The sequence below is a fragment of the Pararhizobium sp. IMCC21322 genome (assembly GCF_030758295.1).
In the GTDB taxonomy this organism is placed as follows: Bacteria; Pseudomonadota; Alphaproteobacteria; order Rhizobiales.
Genome location: NZ_CP132335.1, coordinates 4,728,752 through 4,751,656 on the forward strand (window position 1 = coordinate 4,728,752; position 22,905 = coordinate 4,751,656).

The 22,905-nt window shown below is 52.6% G+C and carries 20 protein-coding genes; 12 read left to right on the top strand and 8 right to left on the bottom strand.

Annotated features, from left to right (window positions below; all coding sequences use genetic code 11):
* Positions 1-293 precede the first annotated feature (293 nt).
* From RAL91_RS22490 to RAL91_RS22545, 12 genes are all read left to right on the top strand, one after another.
* The gene (locus RAL91_RS22490) at positions 294-1,160 is read left to right on the top strand and encodes a MurR/RpiR family transcriptional regulator (RefSeq protein ID WP_306258467.1); all 867 of its coding nucleotides are present in this window, start codon (positions 294-296) and stop codon (positions 1,158-1,160) included.
* 353 nt (positions 1,161-1,513) lie between these two features.
* The gene (locus tag RAL91_RS22495) at positions 1,514-3,034 is read left to right on the top strand and encodes an extracellular solute-binding protein (RefSeq protein WP_306258468.1); all 1,521 of its coding nucleotides are present in this window, start codon (positions 1,514-1,516) and stop codon (positions 3,032-3,034) included.
* A 173-nt stretch (positions 3,035-3,207) separates the two neighbouring features.
* Positions 3,208-4,194: a carbohydrate ABC transporter permease gene (locus RAL91_RS22500; RefSeq protein ID WP_306258469.1), complete on the top strand. Its 987-nt coding sequence runs from the start codon at positions 3,208-3,210 to the stop codon at positions 4,192-4,194.
* A gap of 21 nt (positions 4,195-4,215) precedes the next feature.
* Positions 4,216-5,097, top strand: coding sequence for a carbohydrate ABC transporter permease (locus RAL91_RS22505; RefSeq protein WP_306258470.1), 882 nt, complete (start codon positions 4,216-4,218; stop codon positions 5,095-5,097).
* A 22-nt stretch (positions 5,098-5,119) separates the two neighbouring features.
* Positions 5,120-6,211, top strand: coding sequence for an ABC transporter ATP-binding protein (locus tag RAL91_RS22510; protein ID WP_306258471.1), 1,092 nt, complete (start codon positions 5,120-5,122; stop codon positions 6,209-6,211).
* On the top strand, positions 6,211-6,831 hold the full coding sequence (locus tag RAL91_RS22515) for a transglutaminase domain-containing protein (protein ID WP_306258472.1): 621 nt from the start codon (positions 6,211-6,213) through the stop codon (positions 6,829-6,831). The genes RAL91_RS22510 and RAL91_RS22515 overlap by 1 nt, the downstream gene beginning before the upstream one ends.
* Positions 6,831-8,390: an FGGY-family carbohydrate kinase gene (locus tag RAL91_RS22520; RefSeq protein WP_306258473.1), complete on the top strand. Its 1,560-nt coding sequence runs from the start codon at positions 6,831-6,833 to the stop codon at positions 8,388-8,390. The genes RAL91_RS22515 and RAL91_RS22520 overlap by 1 nt, the downstream gene beginning before the upstream one ends.
* A 39-nt stretch (positions 8,391-8,429) precedes the next feature.
* The gene (locus RAL91_RS22525) at positions 8,430-8,984 is read left to right on the top strand and encodes a VOC family protein (RefSeq protein WP_306258474.1); all 555 of its coding nucleotides are present in this window, start codon (positions 8,430-8,432) and stop codon (positions 8,982-8,984) included.
* Between the two features lie 89 nt (positions 8,985-9,073).
* A complete protein-coding gene (locus RAL91_RS22530; protein WP_306258475.1) occupies positions 9,074-9,940 on the top strand; it encodes a class II fructose-bisphosphate aldolase in 867 nt (288 codons plus the stop codon).
* 9 nt (positions 9,941-9,949) lie between these two features.
* Positions 9,950-10,657, top strand: coding sequence for an HAD-IA family hydrolase (locus tag RAL91_RS22535; RefSeq protein ID WP_306258476.1), 708 nt, complete (start codon positions 9,950-9,952; stop codon positions 10,655-10,657).
* Positions 10,658-10,680: 23 nt separating this feature from the next.
* Positions 10,681-11,517, top strand: a complete 837-nt coding sequence (locus RAL91_RS22540; protein ID WP_306263077.1) for an NAD(P)-dependent oxidoreductase — start codon at positions 10,681-10,683, stop codon at positions 11,515-11,517.
* Positions 11,518-11,628: 111 nt separating this feature from the next.
* Complete coding sequence (locus tag RAL91_RS22545; RefSeq protein ID WP_306258477.1) at positions 11,629-13,434, top strand: NAD(P)/FAD-dependent oxidoreductase; 1,806 nt, start codon at positions 11,629-11,631, stop codon at positions 13,432-13,434.
* Between the two features lie 221 nt (positions 13,435-13,655).
* On the opposite strand, the gene RAL91_RS22550 is transcribed toward RAL91_RS22545, so the two are convergent.
* The 8 genes from RAL91_RS22550 to RAL91_RS22585 form a co-directional block, all read right to left on the bottom strand.
* Positions 13,656-13,817, bottom strand: coding sequence for a hypothetical protein (locus RAL91_RS22550; protein WP_306258478.1), 162 nt, complete (start codon positions 13,815-13,817; stop codon positions 13,656-13,658).
* Positions 13,818-14,011: 194 nt separating this feature from the next.
* On the bottom strand, positions 14,012-14,770 hold the full coding sequence (locus tag RAL91_RS22555; RefSeq protein ID WP_306258479.1) for a FadR/GntR family transcriptional regulator: 759 nt from the start codon (positions 14,768-14,770) through the stop codon (positions 14,012-14,014).
* Positions 14,771-14,773: 3 nt separating this feature from the next.
* Positions 14,774-15,646 (bottom strand): SMP-30/gluconolactonase/LRE family protein, encoded by an 873-nt coding sequence (locus RAL91_RS22560; RefSeq protein ID WP_306258480.1) that lies wholly within the window; start codon positions 15,644-15,646, stop codon positions 14,774-14,776.
* A 2-nt stretch (positions 15,647-15,648) separates the two neighbouring features.
* Positions 15,649-18,228 (bottom strand): ATP-binding cassette domain-containing protein, encoded by a 2,580-nt coding sequence (locus RAL91_RS22565; protein WP_306258481.1) that lies wholly within the window; start codon positions 18,226-18,228, stop codon positions 15,649-15,651.
* Positions 18,221-19,309, bottom strand: a complete 1,089-nt coding sequence (locus RAL91_RS22570) for a substrate-binding domain-containing protein (RefSeq protein WP_306258482.1) — start codon at positions 19,307-19,309, stop codon at positions 18,221-18,223. Before RAL91_RS22570 ends, RAL91_RS22565 begins: the two co-directional genes overlap by 8 nt.
* Positions 19,310-19,366: 57 nt before the next feature.
* The gene (locus RAL91_RS22575; RefSeq protein WP_306258483.1) at positions 19,367-20,320 is read right to left on the bottom strand and encodes an ABC transporter permease; all 954 of its coding nucleotides are present in this window, start codon (positions 20,318-20,320) and stop codon (positions 19,367-19,369) included.
* A gap of 5 nt (positions 20,321-20,325) precedes the next feature.
* Positions 20,326-21,498, bottom strand: a complete 1,173-nt coding sequence (gene dgoD / locus RAL91_RS22580; protein WP_306258484.1) for a galactonate dehydratase — start codon at positions 21,496-21,498, stop codon at positions 20,326-20,328.
* 438 nt (positions 21,499-21,936) lie between these two features.
* Positions 21,937-22,887 (bottom strand): NAD(P)/FAD-dependent oxidoreductase, encoded by a 951-nt coding sequence (locus tag RAL91_RS22585; RefSeq protein ID WP_306258485.1) that lies wholly within the window; start codon positions 22,885-22,887, stop codon positions 21,937-21,939.
* Between the last annotated feature and the right edge of the window lie 18 nt (positions 22,888-22,905).

Sequence of the window (22,905 nt, forward strand, 5' to 3'; positions counted from 1 at the left end):
TAGTAAAGAAATTTTCACCAAAATTTGTTCCGACTTCATTTCTGGCCCAGCTTCTGGCAATGAACGTGGTCACCGCTTAACGTTTGTCTGCGCTGAAGCGGCCTATGGCGAAGTGGAGAAAAATTTCATAATATGCAATTTAGAATAAACAATGCTATTCTTTGACGCGAAGCTTATCGTGAACCGAATTGTTTGATACCGTCTAATTGCTCCTGACTTCTCCGCTGCTTCCTATGGGAAGCTTGGAATTCCCAACTAATTCTACAAGGCCGCAAAAGAAGGAATATTGACGAATGGAGAAGGGGATAGCGCTACGAATTCAAGAGAAATACGGCCAGCTTCGCAAATCTGAACGACTTGTTGCTGACTACCTCAGAGATCATGCCTCTGTCAGACTTGAAATGTCGATTACGGAATTCGCGAACACCCTGAACATCAGCGAAGCAACGATCAGCAGGTTCACGCGCGCCTTGGGCTACAAGGGGTTTGCCGACATGAAACTAGCCCTCGCATCTGAAAGCAAGCCTAGCCAGCAATTTGTTAATTTGCCTGCGGAAATGAAGGAAACTGATACACTTACGGACATTAGTTTCAAATTACTTGGCTCGCTCGGCTCAGCCATGAACGAGACACAAAAACACATAAATTACGAGGATATTCAATCTGTTGTGACCAGCGTGCTGGCATCAAGGCAAATAGTTTTCCTCGGCGTTGGCGGTGCGGTATCGGTCTGTGAAGAAGCGGTACACCTGTTCCTTAAGGCCGGAATTCAGGCCACATCTCACCGGGATGGCTACACCCAACAGGTTGTTGCAGCCACAGCAACAGAGCAGTCAACGGTCTTTGGGATATCTCACACAGGAACAACCGAGGATGTCGCAAGCGCTCTGAATGTGGCCCGTAAGAACGGCGCGCGAACAGTTGCTGTGACAAGCAATCTCGATTCTGCCGTTGCCAAAGCTGCAGACACTGCCATTTGGACATGGACACCAAATACCCCGCAAATCCCTCTTTATGGAGACTTTCTGGAAGGCCGGGTATGCCAAATCTATATAATATATTTGATCTATTTGGGTGTACTTTTTCAATCAAATGGCAAGGTACCTGAAGCGCTTGGCGTCACGGCCGACACTCTGAAGAGCTACTACCAAAAAAGATAATTTCCCTTTCGTTTAATACACATAGCAGTCTTTTGAGCTGGAAATTGTGCGGATTTAATCCGACTGGCCAGCCCTGCTCCGCGCCAGGCTTGTAGATTTCTTACGGGCACACCCGATTCATTTTTGATTTCAATAACTTAATTGCCTTCACCTATGAGAGCGCAAAAAAACCAATCACCACTTTCGAGAATAAACTGGCGAAAATTTTCACCAAACGCTTGCTTTTAGTCCAAATTTGGAAAATAATTTGCAGTGAAGGCACGTATTGGGGAGGACCAGCACGGAGTCAAAGTCAAAAACAAATGACTGACCGCAAACGGTCGGCTCGATCCGTATATCATAAGGAGGAATAAATGTTCTACGTACCAAAGAAAGCAATCTACAAGGCTGTTTCGAGGCGAAAGTTTCTGGAATTGGGCGGCGGTGGCATTGCGTCACTCGGCGTCGGATCACTTGTAGTAGGGTTGAGCACAGTTATCACCCGTCGGCCTGTACAGGCAGCTTCATCAGATGATGCGAAATGGCGGCAATACGAAGGCTCAAAACTGGTCTTCATGTCGGAAAATACGCCACCATCATTTGCGATCCGGGACAAGATTAAAGACTTTTACGATCTGACCGGTATTGAAATCGAAATTATCACCGACGGCTTGCCATCCGTGCAACAAAAGGTCGGCATCGATCTGCAAAGCGGAAACTCCGATTTCCCGATCAGTTATGTTCAGGATAAGCCAATCGGCGCACCCTTCGCAGATTACTATGCTGATCTGACACCGATGATAGGTGACGACACATTGCCTCAGGACCCAGAGGGTTATGGCGATGGCGTCTGGTTTGAAAACTTTCTCGATGCATGTGGTCGTTTCTATGATCGAGACAGGCTTATTGCGCTGCCATATGATGCTGCTGTGGCCTGCACATTCTATCGTCAGGACATCTACGAAGAGAACACCAAAGATTTCGAAGCCGAATATGGCTACCGAATGGAATTCGATGAGGATTCCACCTGGAAAACCGTCTATGACTTCGCTGAATTCCTGAAGAAGAAACGCGATGGTGGTGCGGATGTACCGTATGGGTATGCGCAACACCAAGGCTCATTTGCCTGGACAACTCAGCTTGACGTGCAGCGGATGTTCTTTGCTCACGGTCGTTGGCTTGATTGGGAAATCGACGATAAACTCGGCAGCAAATCGCCACCGCCATCAAACTGGGGTGATGAACAATCCGTTCTGCTGATGCAAAAATACAAAGAGCAGGCAGATGTCAGCCATCCTGACAACCTTGCCAATGGCACGCTGGAACTGAACACAGTCTATCAGTCCGGTAGCATTGCCATGCAGGTTCAATACCATGAGTTTGCAGCCTCAATTGAGGACGCAACAACATCGAAAGCAGCCGGTGGTAAAACAGCATATGCGCCTTGTCCTAAGGGCGAGCCAAGCTGGATCACCAATGGCGGTCCATCTGTAAATGGCACGAATTGTGGCATCGGTGGCGTTGGCATTAATGGCAATGCCTCTGAAGATGTTAAGCGGGCAGCTTATATCTTCTGTGTCTATGCCACGACCGGCAAGCTGCAGTATGATGTTCTGACTGGTTTGGGTGGAACGCCTACTCGTAAATCCGTCATGGATATGCCTGGTGTTGCAGAAGCCCGTCAGCGTCCATCCGAGATGCCAAATGCACTGACCTTCGATGCGGTTTATGACATCGGCATCAAGGATCCAAACTTCGTGCTGGGACCCAAAGTGCCCGAGGCCAACGAATATCACAATATTCTGGCGGCTGAGACCCAGAGGTGTTTGTCGGAAGATACCACCCCTGAAGAGGCCTGCAACAGCATCAAGAGCCAGATAGACAACCTGCACTAGGGTTATCATCAACAAACAATCGGAAGAGCGTTGATCTCAGCGCTCTTCCCATAAAATAATGCGCATTGGATTAAGTCCGCAGGCAATCCAATGCAAAGTAGCAAAAGTTCTTCCCATTACCGCAAAAGCGAAACGGGTGGACAATTTGGTGCGCTGAGAAGTTTGGAGATATCATGACAATTGGCTCTGAAAAGAATATCCACCCCGCCTTGTCTGATCAGGACTGGGGCTACGCGACAATCAGTCAGAAGCCTGCATCTCTTAATCCAAATCCCAAGAAATGGTTTTACTTCTATCTGGCCGCGCCGGCTATCATACTGTTGGCTGCCATCACAATTTACCCGTTCTTCTGGCTCATCTATATGAGCTTTCATAAGGTCGGATTTGGTGCCGTCTCAGATGTCTTCGTAGGGCTCAAAAATTTTTCGCGCCTGTTCTCAGATGCCAAATTTATTGCAGGCTGGGGTCTGCTGCTGAAATACAGTGCCATTTGCCTCACCATCCAGGTTCTAGTCGGAGTAGCGCTTGCAGTTGTGCTCAACAATTCGCGCTATGAAAAACCACTAATAACAATGTTTCTAATGCCAATGATGGTGTCACCGGTCGTGGCAGGTCTGCTGTTTTATTACCTGTATAACGGCACATTTGGTTGGTATCACTGGATTTTCCAAAGCCTAGGCATTCTTGGTGAAACCTCGATCCTCGGCAGTTCCAACACCGCGCTTTACGGCATTATTCTTGTGGATGTGTGGCAATGGACACCGCTGATCACCTTGATCACGCTGGCCGGGCTCAAGCGTGTGCCACAAGATCAGCTTGAAGCGAATATGGTCGATGGTGCAGGCTCTATCAGTAACTTTTTCCACATTAGCCTGCCGAACATCTATCCATTCCTGCTGATTGCCATCTTGCTACGCTTTATGGATAATTTCCGCTTCATCGACGCCATTCTGGTGCTCACGGGCGGAGGTCCGGGCAATTCAACACGATTGCTCCCGGTCTATCTTTTCGACGTATCCTTCCAATTCTTCAAACTGGGACGAGGAGCCGCGATCGCGATCTCACTGCTCATTGTCACAATTATTCTCGGTATGATCCTGGTGCGCGTGCTCGAAGACCCAGCACGCAAAAGTACACTCGCTGGCGATAGCGACAGTTAACCAGAAAGGAAAGCAAGACCTATGGCCTCTCGCGAACTCATTTCCTATGACACGGGTGCAACTGTTAAGATTCTTAAGTGGGTCAGCCCGGTTTTTCTGGGCGCCTATCTGATCTGGGCACTTCTGCCGCTTTTCATTATGCTGATGGCATCTTTCAAAGATCTGCTCGACGCGTTTACATTGCCAAAACCTGGTCAATGGGGCGATGTGGGTGTCTTTTTTGATTTCTCGCCGACTGTCACGCACTACATTGCATTGTTTGCTGAAAACAATTTCGGCACGTATCTATTCAATAGCCTTGTCGCCTCGATTGGGTCCGCAATGATTGCGGTCACGCTCGGTTCAATGTGTGCCTACAGCCTGTCACGAACAGAATTTCGAGGAAAGAAAGACCTTCTTTTCTGGATCATTTCGACACGTATGGCACCAATTGTTGCGGTCATTGTTCCGCTCTATGCGATCTTCCGGTCAGCCGATCTGGTTGGCACTCTCCCAGGATTGATTCTGGCCTTCACAACGTTCAATTTGCCGTTCGCAATCTGGATGCTCAAAGGCTTTTTTGACGGTGTGCCTTACGCCATCGAAGAAGCGGCGCAAGTAGACGGGAACAACCGTTTTCAGGCATTCCTGATGATCCTGCCACTCGTAGCGCCAGGCATCGGGGCCTTTGTGATCCTTTGTATCTTGTTCGCCTGGAACGATTTCCTGTTCGCAACCATCATCGGCAGTGGTGGTGCTAAAACGCTGCCTGCCGCGACAAAAGAACTGGTTCAACCACAAAACATCGATTGGGGAAAAATCATGGCGGCCGGGGTTGTCACAACCGCGCCAATGATCCCGCTCGGCCTACTCGTCAGACGTTACTTGGTGGCAGGTCTCACCATGGGCGCCGTAAAAGAATAAGCATTAACAAGGATTCTTAAGAATGGTTGCTGTATCTTTCAACAACGTCTGGAAAGACTACGGAGACTCTGTAGCTGTCCGGGACCTGAATATGAACATCAAAGATGGAGAGTTTGTTTCTCTGTTGGGTCCATCGGGTTGCGGTAAATCCACATCGCTTAGAATGCTTGCGGGTCTGGAGCACATCACTTCAGGTGAGATCGTTTTTGGTGACAAGGTTGTAAATCAACTGCCCCCCAAAGACCGCGATATTGCAATGGTTTTTGAAAACTATGCGCTTTATCCCCACAAAACCATATTCGATAACATTGCCAACCCACTTAAGCGGGCCAAGATATCACCGGCTGAAATTACGCGCCGGGTAAACGAAGCGGCTAAACTCCTGGAAATTGACCATCTGTTGGAACGCCGCCCACAGGAACTCAGCGGTGGTCAGAAACAGAGAACAGCAATTGGCCGGGCTATCGTCCGGCAACCGCAGGTGTATCTGTTCGACGAACCAATTGCCCATCTGGACGCAAAGCTGCGGGCCCGGATGCGGAGCGAACTGAAACACATGCAATTTAATCTGGGTGTTACCACCATCTACGTAACGCATGACCAGCTTGAAGCACTCACAATGGCAGACCGAATTGCAGTCATGAATGACGGCGTGTTGCAACAATTCGGAACGCCGCAGGAAATCTATGAGAATCCGGTCAACTCCTGGGTCGCGACCTTTGTTGGAGAACCGCAGATGTCCTTGATGGAAATGTCAATGACAGGTGAAAAGGGCGACGCTGCCCTGAGCTTTCTCGGCAACATAATTTCTCTTGACGACGCAAGTTCTTCACGACTGAACAAAGCCGGAATTGCCGATCTGCTGGTCGGTGTGCGACCAGACAAGGCATCCGTCTCGCTTCAAGAAACGCCCGGCGCTATCAAGGCAGAAGTGTATTCCCGCCAGCTCCTGGGAGCGGATGTTTTGGTGGAGGTCGCGATAGGCAAGACGCGCGTTCGGGCCAAAGCTGACACGTCATTCATGGGCAATGTGGGTGAGCCTTGCTATCTGAGTTTCAGTTCCGAAAACCTCTATTATTTCAATGCTGAAGATGGAAAGGTCGTTGAGAGATAATGGATCAGACCGATGATCAATATGCGCATTTGCTGACGAGCTTTATGGATCGGCATGGCTTGCATGAAAACGCGACCACAGTCGAGGTTTACCATGCAGTGCGTAATGTTGCCTATGGTCGCGTTGGCGGACGCAGTGCCGAGGCTGTGATCCGGCACAATATGGGATCGTGCTCAGGTAAACATATACTTTTACGCGACGTTTTACGTCATCTGAACCAAAGCGCTGACGTGGAGACGGTGAGAGGCGACTTTGCCGCTGCAATACCACCGCATCCTACAATGCCTGAGGAATTGCGGGCGTTCTGCCGGGAGGGCGGTATTACCGACTTTCATAATTACGTGGTCTGGAAAAGTCCTGATGGCGAAATCAAGCTGGATGCGACCTGGCCCGACGGGCTCATAGCAATGGGGTTTCCCGGCAATCGCGATTGGGACGGAAACGGTGACACCATATTGGCGTTGGAACCAGAAAACGTCCTGGACCGAGTTGAAGAAATTCCCAGTTACAAGGCATTTCTGTTGGGTCAGCTTGGCAGAGATCAGATTTATGAGCGGGAAAAATTCCTGACCCTTTTAACGGATTGGGTTGCGACAACAGAAAGTGGAGGAGGAGTCTGATGAAAGCTACCAAGGCATTTGTCGGGATAGACGCCGGTACAACTGGCTGCGCCGTCATGATTTTTGATGAGCATGGCAAAACCTTGGGCCAGGGCTATCAGGAATACCCCTGTATCACGCCGCACCCGGGGTGGAGTGAGCAAGACCTTAATGCCGTTTGGCAAGGTATCTGCGCCGCCAGTAAGCAAGCAACATCCGCCGCGAATCTGCCGGCAGACTCATATCGCTCCGTAGGATTATCAAGCCAGCGTGGCACCATTGCCATGCTGGATGAAAACAAAGAGCCGCTGTGTTCCAGTTATGTCTGGAATTGCACCCGCGCTGCCGATTATGCGGACAAGTTTGCCGAACATATTTCACCTGAAGAACACCAAAAACTGACCGGAATGCAGCTGAGCCCGTTATGGTCAGCTGCCAAGATTGCATGGTTTCGCGACAATGAACCTGCACTTTTTGACCGCACCCGCTGGTTTGCAAATGGCCAGGAGTATTTTCTGCACAAGCTAGGCGCTGAGGAGTGGGTCACCGATCCAGCCTCCCTCACCCTCAATGGGATGATGGATATCGCCAAACTTGATTGGAGCGATGAAATTCTGGAGCTTTGTGGCATCACGCGCTCGCAACTGCCGGTCGTTGGAATACCATCCGGCGTTTCGGGTAAAATGTCCAAGGAAGCCGCAGACCTTACCGGCATTCCAGCCGGCACGCCTCTTTGTCGTGGCGCAGGCGATCAGCAATGTGCAGCGATCGGCGCAGGCGTCATTAAGCAGGGTATGGCTGAATTCACCATCGGCACCTCCGGTGTCATGGTTGGTCATCTGGATTCTCTGGATCGTATCAAGGGCAACAACCTTTGGTGGGGCGGACATGCCGTGCCCGGCGCGTGGGACATTGAGGGAGCAGCCTTCAGCCTTGGCGCCTGTTTGAAGTGGTGGCGCGACAATATGGGTCGACGCGAGATTGAAGCGGGCAACGCATTGGGACGCAGCCCATTTGCTCTCATGGTGGATGGGGCTTCAGCCTCGCCTCCGGGCGCAAAAGGCCTTTTGTTCCACTCTTTTCTAAGCAGTCAGGTCACGCCTTATTATGATGCTGCATCGCGCGGTGCATTTTTGGGCATAGGGCTTTACCACAACCGTCACGATATGATCCGCGCTCTGCTCGAAGGCTGCGCCAATGAAATGAAGATGGTTGTTGATGCGTTTCAATCAGATGTTGAAGGCGGCATCACAGAGCTTCGTTTAACGGGCGGCGGCACAAAAAGTGCCGGGTTTGTACAGATCATGACCGACATCATTGGTATGCCCACACGCGTTACAACAGAGCGCGAATGCACCGTATTGGGCGCTGCTATCCTGGGTGCGTTTGGGTCTGGAAACTTCTCAACCATCGATGATGCAGTGGAGCAGATGGTTGAAGTCGAATCCGAGTTTATTCCCAACACCCGCTTAAGCGGACTGTACGGTGAACAACATGAAATCTGGCGTGGCATGTACGAAGCAATTGCCAAGGGCGGACAATACCAGAAATTGGCCGACTTCTCGGCAAAACATTTCTAGCCAGCTGAACTGATAAATCAAAGCGAGAAGGAGAACAAAATGCCGATACCAGGAATGCGTGGGATGGAACATGTTGGTTTCACCGTACCCGATATAAACGAGGCCTGTGATTTTTTCGAAAAAATTCTGGGCGGCGTGACACTTTATACCGCTGCGACGGACTTTCGTGTAGATGACAGTGACTGGATGACCGAACATCTCAGGGTACATCCCCGTTCTGTGATTACAGAATTCCGGTACATGCGGCTTGGAAATGGAACCAATCTGGAGATTTTTGAGTATGTCTCTCCTGACCAGAACGCCACACCGCCAAAGAACAGTGACATTGGTGGCCACCATTTTGCTTTCTATGTGGACGACATGGATAGCGCCATCGCGTTCCTGAAGGAAAACGATGTTGTCGTGCTTGGCGAACCAACTTCCTATGAAGAAGGCCCGAATATCGGTCTGACCTGGTGCTACTTCATGGCACCTTGGGGGCTGCAGCTTGAAATCGTTTCTGCACCAAATGGCACTGATTTTGACAATGCTGCCAAAGCAAAAGGTGAAATGCGATTGTTCAATCCGGCAAACATCAAAGAGACATTGATCTAAAACTCTGCGGCAGCCGGGGGCAATATTCCTGGCTGCCGCATTATTTCTAATCGCCCTCCCCTTTGCGGCCTGCCTTACGGAGTAAAAAAATGTCCATTGCTTACATGAAGCCAATGTTAAAAACCGCGCAGAACGAAAGCTACGGCGTCGCGGCCTTCAACATGATCGACTACAATAGTGCACGTGCTGTGGTAGACGGCGCACAAGAGATGAATGCACCGGTCATTATTCAACTGTCCGTAAAGACGATTAGGCATTGGGGCTTCAAACCCATTGGAGACTGGGTACGCAGCCTGTCAAATGATGTTGATGTTCCAGTCGCTCTTCATCTTGATCATTGCACTGATCTGGACGTAATCCGAAATTGTATTGATGCAGGCTGGACATCGGTGATGTTCGACGGGTCTGCATTGCCATTTGAAGAAAACATCCGACAGACGAAACTGGCATATGATGTGGCGACATCCGGGGGTATTGGCCTTGAGGCAGAAATCGGCGCAATTGGCGGCACAGAGGATGACAAATTCGTGTCCGAAGACGATGCGATATTGGCAAACGTAGATGAGTGTATCGAGTTCTGTAAAAACTTCCCGGAGCTGGCCGTATTTGCCCCGGCCATCGGAACGGCACACGGAGTTTACAAAGGCGAACCCAAAATTGCCTATGATCGACTGAAGGAAATCACAAATGTTGTTGATATCCCAATCGCGCTACATGGCGGAACAGGCCTGACCAGTGATCAGTTCAGCCGCTGCATCTCTTCTGGCTGTGCGAAGGTAAACATCTCCACCATGCACAAGCTGCAATTTATCGAAGGCTTTACCGCGCTGAAGGTTGAAAAACCAACCTTGGGCGAACCTATTCCATTTATCAGCGCGCAGTATGATTTGATGAAAAAAGGAGTCAGGGAAATGATTTCTCTATTTGGCTCCGAAGGCAAAGCAAACAAGGTTTAAGGGCGGGATATGCAAGCACTTATATTCGATTGCGATGGTGTCTTGGTTGATACCGAGCGAGATGGACACCGCGTAGCTTTCAACAAGGCATTTGCTGCCAAAGGTCTTGCCGACAATTGGTCAGTTGACCGTTATCATGATCTGCTCCTGACCGCCGGTGGCAAGGAGCGCATGAAACGTCATTTTGATGAAACGGATTGGCCTGTCCCGAATGAGGAACGCGAAGACTTCATCAAGGACCTTCACCGCCTGAAGACTGACATTTTCATGGAACTTATCGAAGAGGGGCAATTGCCACTTCGACCCGGGATTTCCCGCATTATGAACGAGGCGATAGATGCCGAGGTGACCCTGGCGGTCTGTTCAACATCCAACGAGCGCGCCGTGCAGGCAATTGTCGACAGACTGTTGGGAGACAGGGTTTCCGCAAATATTACGGTTTTTGCCGGTGACATGGTCAAAGCCAAAAAACCGGATCCCGCCATCTATCTGTTGGCATTGAGCCAACTAAGTCTTGATCGGGACAAATGCGTCGTGGTGGAGGACAGCAATATCGGTCTGACAGCGGCACGTGCAGCGGGCATCCGCTGCCTGGTGACAAAGTCCTCTTATACCGAAAATGAAGACTTTTCAGATGCGCAGGCAATCGTTCCAAATATGGATGATGACAATGGTCAAGCCGTATCAATAGGCACACTAAGCGCACTTTTAACCTGAAACAATGTGGAAGCCCTGCGGGGCTGGGGGTCCGGTCAACAATTATGAGAGTTGGGATAATCGGATTGGGCACGATGGGGGAACCAATGGCGCGCCGCCTGGCTGCCGCTGGGCACGAAATTTCGGTCTATGATGTAAACTCCAAAGCTCTCGCCGCGTTCCAAAACCTTGAAAACGCTCGGGTGGCAATCTCCCCTGCGGATGCCGCCGAGAACGTCAACATCCTGATCACCATGCTCCCTGAATCAAGCCATGTCAGAGATGCACTTTTAGGCCAGGACGGCGCCGCCACGCGAATGAAGCCAGGCGGGATTGTGCTGGAAATGAGTACCGGGGACGTTCAGGCCCTGTCGTCCCTGTCTCGGGACTTGGCCGAATTTGAATTGCGTTTGATAGACGCGCCCGTCGGCCGCACTCCGCTGGATGCAGAGCGCGGCACACTTTTGATCATGGTCGGTGCCAACGAAGACGATCTCAGGACGGTCAGCCCGATCCTTGAAGCCCTGGGCGATGAAATCGTACATGTCGGACCGTTCGGCAGCGGACTAAAGCTGAAATTGGTCAATAATTACATGAGCATGATTGGCATGGTCATGACCGCCGAAGCCCTGAACGTGGCGCAAATGCTGGGACTGGATCTGGAGCAGACGGTGCATGTACTGCAAAGCACCACAGCTGGGCGCGGCCAGATCAATGTGAATTTTCCAAACAAGGTTTTGCGGGGAGATATAAGTCCGGATTTTCCCCTTCGCCTGAGACTGAAGGATATCAGTCTTGGCGTGAAGCTGGCCCAATCCGCAGGGGCGCCGACTCCTTTGGGCGCGGCGGCTCAACAGATGTTTGCCATGGCAGAACCCTAGGGCAGATCTGAACAGGATTGCACGGCGATGTTGCACCTTATGAAAGATATGGCCGGCCCGCCCACGGGCGATGCCAAAAAGGAAAAAATATAACAGACGGGGAGATTGAAAATGTCGGATACAAATGAAAGCTCAACGGTGCGGGCGATACTTGCTCAATTTCAAGACGCTCTTTCTACAGGTGATGTTGATCGAGCCGCCGAGTGTTTTCTTGAGACGGGCTATTGGCGTGATCTGCTGAGCTTCACGTGGAATATCAAAACGATGGAAGGGCGAACCGCCATTGTTGATATGCTTAATGCCCAGCTGAAATCTGTTAAGCCAAGCCAATTCAGGATCGATGACACAGAGCAGGTGACCGAAGAAGACGGCGTCATCTCAGCGTGGTTCAACTTCGAAACATCTGTTGGACGTGGCCGCGGTCACCTCAGACTTAAAGACAAAAAGATATGGACCCTGTTGACCTCCTTAAGCGAATTAAAGGGACACGAAGAACAATCAGGCCATAACCGCCCGTTGGGCGCGCAACCTGGTGTGAACAAAAATCGCACGAACTGGAAAGAAGATCGCGAACACGAACTGGCTGATCTGGGATACGGCACCCAACCCTATACAATTATCATTGGCGGTGGTCAGGGCGGCATAGCCATGGGCGCGCGGCTGCGGCAGCTGGGTGTGCCCACAATAATTCTTGATAAGAACAAACGGCCCGGTGACAGCTGGCGCAACCGTTACAAGTCGCTTTGCCTGCATGATCCGGTTTGGTACGATCATCTGCCCTATCTGCCGTTCCCCAAAACCTGGCCAGTGTTCACACCCAAAGACAAGATTGGTGACTGGCTGGAGATGTATACCAAAGTGATGGAGCTGAACTACTGGACCAGCTCAGTCTGCAAATCTGCGGCCTATGACGAAGCGTCAAAGGAATGGTCTATAGAAGTTGACCGTGATGGAGAGAAAGTCAGTTTGAAGGCCAAACAACTGGTGCTGGCCACAGGCATGTCGGGTAAACCGAACATCCCCGAATTCCCAGGCGCAGACCAATTCAAGGGTGATCAACACCATTCCTCAAAACATCCAGGTCCCGACGCATATAAGGGTAAGAAGGCATTGGTCATAGGATCCAATAACTCGGCCCACGACATCTGCGCCGCGCTTTGGGAAAATGATGTTGATGTGACAATGATTCAACGTTCAACGACCCATATTGTCCGCTCTGAATCCCTGATTGAACACGGTTTGAGGCCACTTTATTCAGAAAAAGCAGCGGATGAAGGAATGACCACTGAAAAGGCTGATTTAACTTTTGCTTCAATACCTTATGGTCTGCTGCCTGAATTCCAGAAACCCGTCTACGATACGATCAGAGAACACGACAAAGACTTTTACACCAGTTTGGAAAAAGCCGGTTTCAAACTGGATTATGGCGTGGGTGATACCGGTCTGTTTTTAAAATATCTGAGACGCGGATCAGGCTATTACATTGATGTAGGAGCCAGCCAACTGGTCATCGATGGCCAAATCAAATTGGCTCAAGGACAGGTACAGGAAATCGTCGAAGACGGCGTCTTGCTGGCAGATGGGACCAAGCTTGAGGCTGACCTGATTGTGTATGCCACGGGTTACAATTCCATGAGTGGATGGGTGGCCGATCTGATCGGGCAGGATGTAGCTGACAAGGTTGGCATATGCTGGGGACTGGGATCTGAAACGCCCAAAGACCCCGGCCCGTGGCAAGGCGAATTACGCAATATGTGGAAGCCGACGCAACAGGCCGCTATGTGGTTCCACGGCGGTAATTTGCATCAATCGCGGCACTATTCACAATACCTTGCCTTACAGATCAAGGCTCGCATGGAAGACATTCCAACGCCTGTCTATGGTCTTCCCGAAACCCACAACATCGACCATGGTTGAAAGTCGCAATTGATGGAAAAAGGGTCACTGAACCTGAGGCGCAAATTATTGCCGAAGCAGGGTTCACAATGGCCGTCTTGCAAAACATCTGATCTGAGACCCGGGATCTGGGTCTCAGATCAGATGCTCCAAGATCACAGCGCTTAAAAAGACATGGGTGGGCTTAACCGAGGAATTGATTGGAAATTGAGATATCTGACCAAAGTCTGCATTTCGGGAATTTACAAAAAATGCACTCTCTTTTTTGCTCTTTCCACGGCCTTGTTAAATCCCCTCTTTGGATTTGAGACCGCCGCAAGGCGAGCAACCAACCCATGAATTTGCGCGGCATATTCTGCCAGTTCATATTCCCGCTCAATTGATTTCATCTGATCCTTGGTCAAGCCGCAGCTCTCGCTGAGTGGCGGCAGTTTGGATCACCCCGCTACTGGCGCAATCAGGTACAAGGAGACCGGTTCGCATTCGACAGACAGCAGCCACCCAGACGCTGACTATCGCAAATGAACGACGTCAATGATCCAGCTGTTCGACATTTCTCAACAATGTGCCGGAAAGGCCTTTTCGGCAAATCAGGTGTTTAGGACACGCCAAGATCTTTTGCGGCAACGTCAAGAAGTGCGGCCATCGCGGATTTCGCCCGGAGCGGATCTTTCATGCGGATGGCATCAAGCACCTCGCCATGGGACTGCATCGTCTTGGCATAGGACTCGGACATCGTGGTGGAGAGCGTAAATGCTGCGCGCAGTGCTGCGTCGATCACAATCTCGAACTCTTCCAGTATGGGATTGCCCGCAGCGTTCAGAACCGCCCGATGAAAGGCCAGATCGGCCTCAACGCTTTTTGCCGGGCTTTCGGGCCAGGCATCGTTCATCTCCCCAAGAGCCTTCTCGATCGCCGCGAGATCGGCATTTGTCGCGCGTTGTGCTGCGTACTCCGCAGCCGCCGGTTCGAAAATTCTGCGCGCTTCGATCAGCTGGAAGAGAAAATCCTTGTCCGGCCCGGCAGCCAGCAGCCAGCCCACCACATCCGGGTCCAGCCGCCGCCAGAGCTTCTTGTCGGTAACGCGGGCACCGGTCCGGGGGCGGACTTCGATCATCCCCTTGTCAGAAAGGACACGCATCGCCTCGCGGATCGACGAACGACCAACACCCAATTGTGCGCCAAGATCCACTTCGTTGGGCAAAGCGTCGCCAGATTTGTACTGCCCGTTGAGAATATCCATAGCTACACGTTCGACCACGGAGCGATGAATGCTGCCGCGCCGCCCCCGAACCGGGGTTATTTTCGTGTTGGTCTTGCGGGCGGTTCTGGTCTTGCGAGCGGTAATGGTCTTCATCAGTTAGCGGTCAAACCGTGTCTCGGGTAGACCGCAAACACCAACGTCGACTGCCAGGAGCGACCCCGCCCAGGGTTGCTCCGCAAGCGCCGCGTCGGAAAGGTCCCAAATGGCCGTTGTTATATATAGGGTTTCCAGGTTTTTGCCTCCGAAAATCACGCTTGTGGGTTTTTGTACCGGCAACTCGACAATCCGGTCCACAGATCCATCTGGCGCATATCTGACCAAGCGCCAGCCATCCCATTGCGCATTCCACAGGAAGCCCTCACTGTCAATGGTGGCACCGTCTGGGTTGCCGGGCTGGTCCCGCGTATGGACAAACAGGCGCCGCTGGGAAATCATGCCCGTTTCTGCGGCATAGTCATACTGCCAGATTTCCTGTTGCATCGTGTCTGCGAAATAGAATTTGCTATTGTCAGGACTCCAGCAAAGCGCATTGGAAATTCCAATTCCGGTTTCCATGCAATGCACTGACAGGTCAGGATCAAGCCGATAAAGCGCGCCGGTGCGCTCCGATAATTTGTCGTCCATTGTTCCCGCCCAAAACCGACCGTTCCGGTCCACCTTGCCATCATTGAAACGGTTCCGTGGCGTGTCGGCTTCGGGTCGGGCGATCCAATCTGTCTCACCTGTTTCCAGATCGTAGAAGGCAAACCCGCTGGCAAACGCACAGATGATCCCGCCAGTGCGGCACAAGGCGAAGCTTCCAACACGTTCAGGCATCGTCCATTGCGTCACCACACCTGAAGGATGATGCAGTTGCTGCAGAAGTTTGCCTTCAATGTCGATCCACCAAAGCGATTGGCTCTCGACATCCCAGACCGGAACCTCGCCGAGTATGTTGGCCGCTTTCGCGGCAAGCCGTATCTGAGACATCTTCATCGACTCCGTTTTGACGTTCCCTTGCTGAAATGAAGCAATCGGGCACCTGCTCGGCGCATGACAGCGCGTCGTTCCTGCGTTCGCAATCCATGGAACCCGACCGCCATGAGGGTCAGTATGCCGGTCCAGATATATTGCCAATAGGCGGATACTTGCAGCTGATTCAGCACATTCTGCATCAGGATAATCAGGATCGCACCGAACAGCGTGCCAACAGCTGTTCCAACCCCGCCGAACACAGATGTGCCACCCACAACGACGGCTGTGACTGTTGCCAGCGTAAACGTGGTGCCGGCCTGTGGGTCGCCCGAGCCAATCCGCGCGGCGATGATCAACCCGGCAATCGCAGCCATCACGCCAGAGAACATATAGGCACCGGCGCGCAGTCGGCGTGTTCGAATTCCGGCAGCCTCTGCAGCGTCGGCGCTTGAACCTGCAGCATAAAACCGGGCGCCAATGCGGCCACGCAACAGCAGCAGTTCAACCGCAATATATGTGGCGATAACCAGGGCAAAGACGACAGGAACCAACATGAAGCGTTCGGTAATCGCCTGGGCAATTTCCGGGTCAACACGCCCTCCGGGAGAGGGTCGGACAATCAGTGCCGCGCCCTGAACGATTGAAAATGTCGCCAGCGTTGCCACCAGATCAGGTATCCGCAACACCGCCACAAGCACAGCATTCATTATACCGACAGCGAGCCCGGCAAGCAGGCAAATCGCAATGCCGACGATGGCCGGCAGTGTGTTTTCAGGCGCAAGCACATAAGAGGCAATCGTTGTTACCAGACTGATCGTAGGGCCAATCGAAAGATCAATGCCGCCCAGAAGGATGGTGGCCATCTGTCCCAACGCAGCAAAGGCAAGCGGTGCGATCTGGCCCGCCATGGACGAGAAGTTCCGAGCCGTCAGGAAATAGGGAGCAAGCACACTTGCAATCACCGTTATGCCGATAAGCAACGCCAGCAACATGAGCGCTGGAAGATAGCGAGCCATAACAGGATTGCCAGCTCGCGCACGGGTCCTGGACCCGGATGAATCCGATTGCGTAGCATCCTGCATTCCACTGAAGGCATGGCTGATCACGCTTTCCTCCGTCGCCTCGGCAGATGCAATGTCAGCTGCAATGCGACCGTCGGAAAAAACCAGAATTCGGTCAGTCAGGCCGATCAGTTCAGGCAGGTCAGATGACACCACCAGGATCGCAGCCCCGGCATCGGCCAATTCACGGATAACGCCGTAGATCTCGAGTTTGGTCGCAACATCGACACCTTGGGTGGGTTCGTCAAAAATATAGACTTCAGCATCTCCGATGAACCAGCGCGCGAACACCACTTTTTGCTGATTGCCGCCCGAGAGGGAGGAGACCGGAGTTTCAAGACCCGGAGCTTTGATGCTGAGGCGGTCGAATTCGGCCTGAACATCAGATTTTTCAGCCTTTTGGCTTAAAAGGCCCCCTTGCACCCAGCGTGCAAGTTGCGGAAGGGCTATGTTTTCACGGATCGAATGAACCTCAAACAGACCTTCCTTGCGCCTATCTGCCGGCACATAGACGATTGAATGCGCGATCGCTTCCGAAGGGGAATTCAGTTGAATTTCCTGGCCATTCAGGCGCAATGTGCCACCGGACTTTCCAAGGCCGAACAAAGCGCGGGCGCAGTCCTGCTGACCCGATCCCTGTATGCCACCAAGCCCCAGGATTTCGCCGGATTTCACCGAAAAGCTTGCACCATTGACAATGCCGCCGGACAGGTTCTCGACATCCAGGGCCACAGCACCCGGTGGTGATTTTGACTGCGGGTATTCAAGGCCCATAGATCGCCCGACCATCAACGAAACAAGCTGTGCTTCAGATGTTTCTTTCGCATCGACTGTTCCGGTTACTTCGCCATCGCGCATCACCGTAATCCGGTCGGCAATGTCCAGCACCTCGGGCAAACGATGGGAAATGAAAATAATGGCCGTTCCGCCTGCCTTCAACTCTGAAAGCACCTTGAACATCCCGGATGTCTCAGCAGGCGTCAGCGCGGACGTTGGTTCATCCAGTATCAGAACCCGCGCATCCCGGGACAGGGCGCGCGCAATCTCGACTTGCTGCATCTGCGCTCTGGACAGTGTGCTGGCCTGCGCCAGTGGATCGACCGTGGAACCAATGCGCGCCAGAGCGCGCCTTGCTGTGGCGATCATGCTGGCACGGTCAACCAGAACGCGCCCTCCGGTCTCGTGGCCCAATGAAATGTTCCAGGCGACGTCGAGCGTCGGTGCCAGGCGGGTATCCTGCCAGACCATTGCGATTCCGCGTTGAAAGGCGTTTTGAGGCGACGTTAGTGTAACTTCGTCCCCACCGATCATGACAGCGCCTCCTTCGGGCGCATAAACGCCCGACAGAACCCGCATCAATGTCGACTTTCCAGCGCCATTCTCGCCGACAACGGCATGCACTTCGCCGGGCCGGATATCAAACGAGACGGCACGCAAAGCGTGCACCCCCGGAAACCGCTTGTCCACACTGCGAACAGCCAGAACCGGGATTTCCGGGGGCACCATTGCCAGGTCACCCTTTTGGGTGTCAGGCATTAAAGATCTCACGCAATTCCTCGTTGGTCAGCGACGTATCGGTAAAGACGCCGTCCGGAAGATCGGGGCGGATGTAGTCCTTGTAATTGTCCTTGGTGATGATCTGGGGCACCAGGATTTGCTGCTTGGGAACTTCCTCACCTTTCAGCAGACTGACTGCGGCACGCATCGCGAAGATACCCTGCCAAGTCGGCTCGCTCATCAGGCCAATGTCGAAACCGGCATGCGCATCCTTCTGTGCATCATAGAGCTTGAGCATGCCATTATAATCATCGCCAGTGACCGGCACGAGGGGCCGGCCAGCATCCAGCAGCGCTTTTGTTGCTCCGGCACCAACTTGCGCACCATCACACCAAATGCCGTCGATTTCCGGATATGCGGCAATGAGATCGGCCATGATAACCTTGGCGCGATCTTCCTCCCAGTAAGCATCTCGAAATGTAAGGACTTCGATGCCGTCTGCCATTGCGTCCTGAGCACCAGCCCATCCAGCAGCGGTGTAGGAGTTTCCTGGAAGTCCACCCAGCGCCACAATCTTGCCAGAGCCACCCAGAGCATCCGAAAGCCACTTGCCCAAGGCCGCGCCCTTCTTCTGCGGATCTGTTCCGACATAGGTAGACCAGTTTTCTCCCTCAACCGGCAGATTGAACGGTGCTGTAACAATGCCCTCGTCTGTTGCTTCCTTCAGGATCGGCGCCACTGCCGAGCCGGAATTTGGAATGGTCAGGATTGCGTCAAACTGCTGATTTATCAGGCCCTCAATGTCGTTGACCTGCTTGTTGATGTCGCCCTGTCCGTCGACGACGACGAATTCAGCAATGTCTGGTGTCGCCGCAGCTTCAGCTTCGAGGGCTGCTATGGCCATGGCACGCCATGAGTTTCCTGAAAAACCGTTTGAGAAGGCAATTCGGTAAGGGCCTTTCTTGGCAGTGCCCTTCACCATCTCACCAACGGGCGACAGCATGGCACCTGCCTGCGCATTTGCCTGGCCAATAAAGGCGGGGGCTATAGCCGCCAACGTTGCGAACCCCGCACTGGTTTGCAGGAACTTGCGTCTGGTTGTCCTGTTTGAGTGTTTCATATTTTTCTCCTCTCCTTGATGGTAGATAACTGCGCTTTGTCCGGTCTTTGCCGGGCTCTATCGTGGCGCGCCGGACAGCCGGCGGTAGACCAGAACGGACAAGATGATGATGCCGCCCTGGATTACGAATTGGGTCCCCGAAGTGACCCTTACGATGTTGGTAAAACTGGTTAACTCGGTGATGAAGATAGCGCCGCCAACCGTGGCCAGAATGCCACCGACGCCGCCCGTCAATGCGGTGCCGCCAACCACCACGGCGGCCACAGACGTCAATAAAAACTGATTACCGATCCCCAGCGACGGTGACCCGACATAGGCGGTCAATAGCAGCCCGCCAAAGGCCGCGAGAATTGAGGAAAACACATAGGCTCCAACAGTGACACGCTCCACCGGAACGCCCATCAGCGCTGCGGCATCGGGATTGGCCCCTGTCGCATAAAGCCAGCGCCCGAAAACCGACATGCGCGTCAGGGCGAAGAGCGCCACAGCCACCACCAGCCAGATCAGGGCGGGTGCCGGCAAGCCAAGTACATCTCCTGTGCCAAGAACTTCAAAGGCCGGAGCCACATCGCCGCGCGGAGCCCCCCCGGTGTAGACAAGCGCGGCACCAAACAGGATTGAATTCATCCCCAATGTTGCGACCAGTGGCGTAATACCGACGATGATCACCAAAAGACCGTTCAGCAGGCCAATCACCAGCGCCAGCGCCAGGCAGGCAATAAGAGCAATGGCGATATTCTCGGACTGACCCAACATCAGACTGGTTGCCACAATATTGATTAGTGTAATCGTTCCGGCCTGGCTCAGATCAATGCCGCCAACCAGAATGACCATCGTCTGGCCAAGTGCAATCACCCCCAGAAAGGCTGCAACTTGTAAAATGTTCATGACTTGGCTGGTTTGATACATGGCCGGGGACACAAGACCGGAGACGATGTAAAGCAGGATCACTGCGATCCATACGGCACCCGCTGACCTCAAGAACCTGTTGAACGTGTCAATCCGCTTCATCGCAGCTACCAGTCCACTATTGTGCCGTCATCCAAGACGGCGTTCGTCGCATGTTGCACTTCCGGTTCAAACGGGTGCGCGGCGCAGATGTTTTCGTTCACTTCGACACCAAGCCCCGGTTTTTCTGGAATAAGCCAATGGCTGCCAACGCGCTGCACCGGACCATCGACAACGTCGTCATACCAGGGCACAGCACCGCTCATCTCTTCCTGAATGACGAAGTTCGGGGTCGCCACGTCAAAATGAAGAGCCGCCGCCGATGCGATAGGCCCCAATGGGTTGTGCGGGGCAATGCCAATTCCGGCAGTTTCGCAGATGGCCGCGATCTTGCGCGCCTCAGCAAGACCGCCCGTGTGACATATGTCCGGTTGGGCGATGTGAAAAGCCCGTTGCACGATATGAGGCATGAATTCGCCGCGCCCGATCAACCGTTCGCCTGCAGCAATCGGAACCGGTGAGCGTGCCGTGACTTCGCGCAGGAAGCCGGCATCGCCTGGCTGGACCGGTTCTTCGACAAACATCGGTCGCCCATCGGCGATGGCCTGAATATAATCCAATGCAGCAGCGGTGGACCCCGGACGCCCGTGAAAATCAATCATGATCTCCACGTCTGGACCGACCGCTTTCCGAAGAGCCGACATCAGCGTTCCGACATGATCCACAGCCTTGCTGGGCGCGAGGATATGCGTGTACGGAATGAAAACGACCTTGAGCGCGTTATAGCCCAATGCCACCACTTCTGCGCCGCGGGCTGCAAGCTCGTCCGGATGCATGGTCTCATAAACCGAGCGCATGTCACCCAGACCAAGGTGGGTGTACACCTTGACATGGTCGCGCACCTTGCCGCCCAGCAAACGCCAGACCGGCTGGCCGAGTTCCTTTCCAAGGATGTCCCACAGGGCAATTTCGATAGCCGAGATGGCGCTTGCCCCGACCACGCCCATGCGCCAGAAGCCATGCTTGTTCATGACCCGAACCGATTGTTCGATGTCGCGGGGATCGCGGCCGATCAGCAACGGAGCAATGTCCTCAACTGCCCCGGTTACGGCGCGCGTTTTCCATTCAAGCGTGCCCTCACCCCAACCGTAAAGTCCGGGCTGATCGGTTTCTACGCGGACGAAAACCCAGTTGCGCATCTGAGCATTGACGACCCTGGTATCGATGGATGTTATTTTCATCTGGCTCAAATTGCATTTGTGTAAATGGCTGTCATTAAGCAGACTATTGATGCTATTTTATCATGTCAACGAAATTTTATTGAATTAAGTAAGCATGTTACGCTAAATCTTATTTGAATTGAAAATCCCACCCGACAAAAAATTGGCCGACGACCACTGGTTCAGGTGATATTCTGGAGGAGGTAAAGCGACCGCTTTTGATGGGCCTTACGCACGGCCAGACATGTTCTGAAGTTCAGAACTGCTGGGACGAATTTGCTCTTCTGGCCTTGTGATCTGCCCGTCCAAATCGCTGCGGCGATATCAGGTTGCTCCCTCTCCACGAAATGAAGGTGCTAATGGCAAACAATCAGTGTTCTCCGTCCCGGAAAGGAAACCAGCAATTCGGGAATGGTGCGTAAAATAAATGTCTCAACAACAATCAAAGCAGATTATATTTTATGAGATTTCACGTCTCAAATGATCGCATAATTGTCTTGCGCTTTCGAATGCGGCCTCGACACGCCCACCAAGCATACCATCACCAATAGCAAACAGGCGCTGATCGTGACTGGCGAGATAGGCGGTTCCAAAGGGCTTGTCCACCAACGCATAACGCCACCGGTGCGCTTCGGCATAAATCGGCTTGAGAGTCTGGTCTGCCATTGTCTCAAGCGCGTCTTTCATAGCCGCAAGCGCCTGAGCCTTGTCCATCTCAAGATTGTCTTTGCTCCATTGCGCACCTGCTTGCGCGCATAGTGTTTCAATGCCAATGGACTGCGGTTTGGAACTGTTTCGTGCCAGCCACGATAGGCTCTCTGTGTGCGCGCCTCGATAGTGATCGGGCAATGTCTCAATTGGCTCACTGAACGCAAACATGCTGGTCCAGCATGGCATGTAAACAATGGTGTTCAACACGCCGAATACCGGATCGACCGGTGACAAAAGCGTGTAGGCTTGCGGTGAAGGTGTGGCCACAATCACTCTGTCGAAGCGATCAGCATTGCCGTCTTCATCGGTGCATACAATCTCATCATCTTTACGAGTGATATCGACGATGCGCGTCCGCTTTTTGACTTCAAATCCGATAAGAAGTGGTTTGACCAGGCCACTCATACCGGGTGTGCCAACATGCCATTCATTATCGCTGGTTTTGCCAACTGGTTCCCACAAGGCAACAGCACCGGCATTTGACAATCCCGTCATCATGGCTCGGAAAGGTGCACTCCTGGCTGTGATGTATTGCGCGCCATGGTCGAAATTTCCATAATCTGTGCGCCGCGTGGAGAGCCGCCCACCGGTGCCTCCTGACTTTTCAAAAACTGTAATTTTGTGCCCGGCATCGGTCAGCTTACGCGCTGCGGTGATGCCAGCCATGCCCGCACCAATAATCCCAATTTTCTCAGCCATAGTTTTCGCCTTTTTGTC

Bases quoted from the DNA above. Each gene is read 5' to 3' on its own strand.
- RAL91_RS22490 (WP_306258467.1), top strand. From the start codon at position 294: ATGGAGAAGGGGATAGCGCTACGAATTCAAGAGAAATACGGCCAGCTT.
- RAL91_RS22495 (WP_306258468.1), top strand. From the start codon at position 1,514: ATGTTCTACGTACCAAAGAAAGCAATCTACAAGGCTGTTTCGAGGCGA.
- RAL91_RS22500 (WP_306258469.1), top strand. From the start codon at position 3,208: ATGACAATTGGCTCTGAAAAGAATATCCACCCCGCCTTGTCTGATCAG.
- RAL91_RS22505 (WP_306258470.1), top strand. From the start codon at position 4,216: ATGGCCTCTCGCGAACTCATTTCCTATGACACGGGTGCAACTGTTAAG.
- RAL91_RS22510 (WP_306258471.1), top strand. From the start codon at position 5,120: ATGGTTGCTGTATCTTTCAACAACGTCTGGAAAGACTACGGAGACTCT.
- RAL91_RS22515 (WP_306258472.1), top strand. From the start codon at position 6,211: ATGGATCAGACCGATGATCAATATGCGCATTTGCTGACGAGCTTTATG.
- RAL91_RS22520 (WP_306258473.1), top strand. From the start codon at position 6,831: ATGAAAGCTACCAAGGCATTTGTCGGGATAGACGCCGGTACAACTGGC.
- RAL91_RS22525 (WP_306258474.1), top strand. From the start codon at position 8,430: ATGCCGATACCAGGAATGCGTGGGATGGAACATGTTGGTTTCACCGTA.
- RAL91_RS22530 (WP_306258475.1), top strand. From the start codon at position 9,074: ATGTCCATTGCTTACATGAAGCCAATGTTAAAAACCGCGCAGAACGAA.
- RAL91_RS22535 (WP_306258476.1), top strand. From the start codon at position 9,950: ATGCAAGCACTTATATTCGATTGCGATGGTGTCTTGGTTGATACCGAG.
- RAL91_RS22545 (WP_306258477.1), top strand. From the start codon at position 11,629: ATGTCGGATACAAATGAAAGCTCAACGGTGCGGGCGATACTTGCTCAA.
- RAL91_RS22555 (WP_306258479.1), bottom strand. From the start codon at position 14,770: ATGAAGACCATTACCGCTCGCAAGACCAGAACCGCCCGCAAGACCAAC.
- RAL91_RS22560 (WP_306258480.1), bottom strand. From the start codon at position 15,646: ATGTCTCAGATACGGCTTGCCGCGAAAGCGGCCAACATACTCGGCGAG.
- RAL91_RS22565 (WP_306258481.1), bottom strand. From the start codon at position 18,228: ATGCCTGACACCCAAAAGGGTGACCTGGCAATGGTGCCCCCGGAAATC.
- RAL91_RS22570 (WP_306258482.1), bottom strand. From the start codon at position 19,309: ATGAAACACTCAAACAGGACAACCAGACGCAAGTTCCTGCAAACCAGT.
- RAL91_RS22575 (WP_306258483.1), bottom strand. From the start codon at position 20,320: ATGAAGCGGATTGACACGTTCAACAGGTTCTTGAGGTCAGCGGGTGCC.
- dgoD (WP_306258484.1), bottom strand. From the start codon at position 21,498: ATGAAAATAACATCCATCGATACCAGGGTCGTCAATGCTCAGATGCGC.
- RAL91_RS22585 (WP_306258485.1), bottom strand. From the start codon at position 22,887: ATGGCTGAGAAAATTGGGATTATTGGTGCGGGCATGGCTGGCATCACC.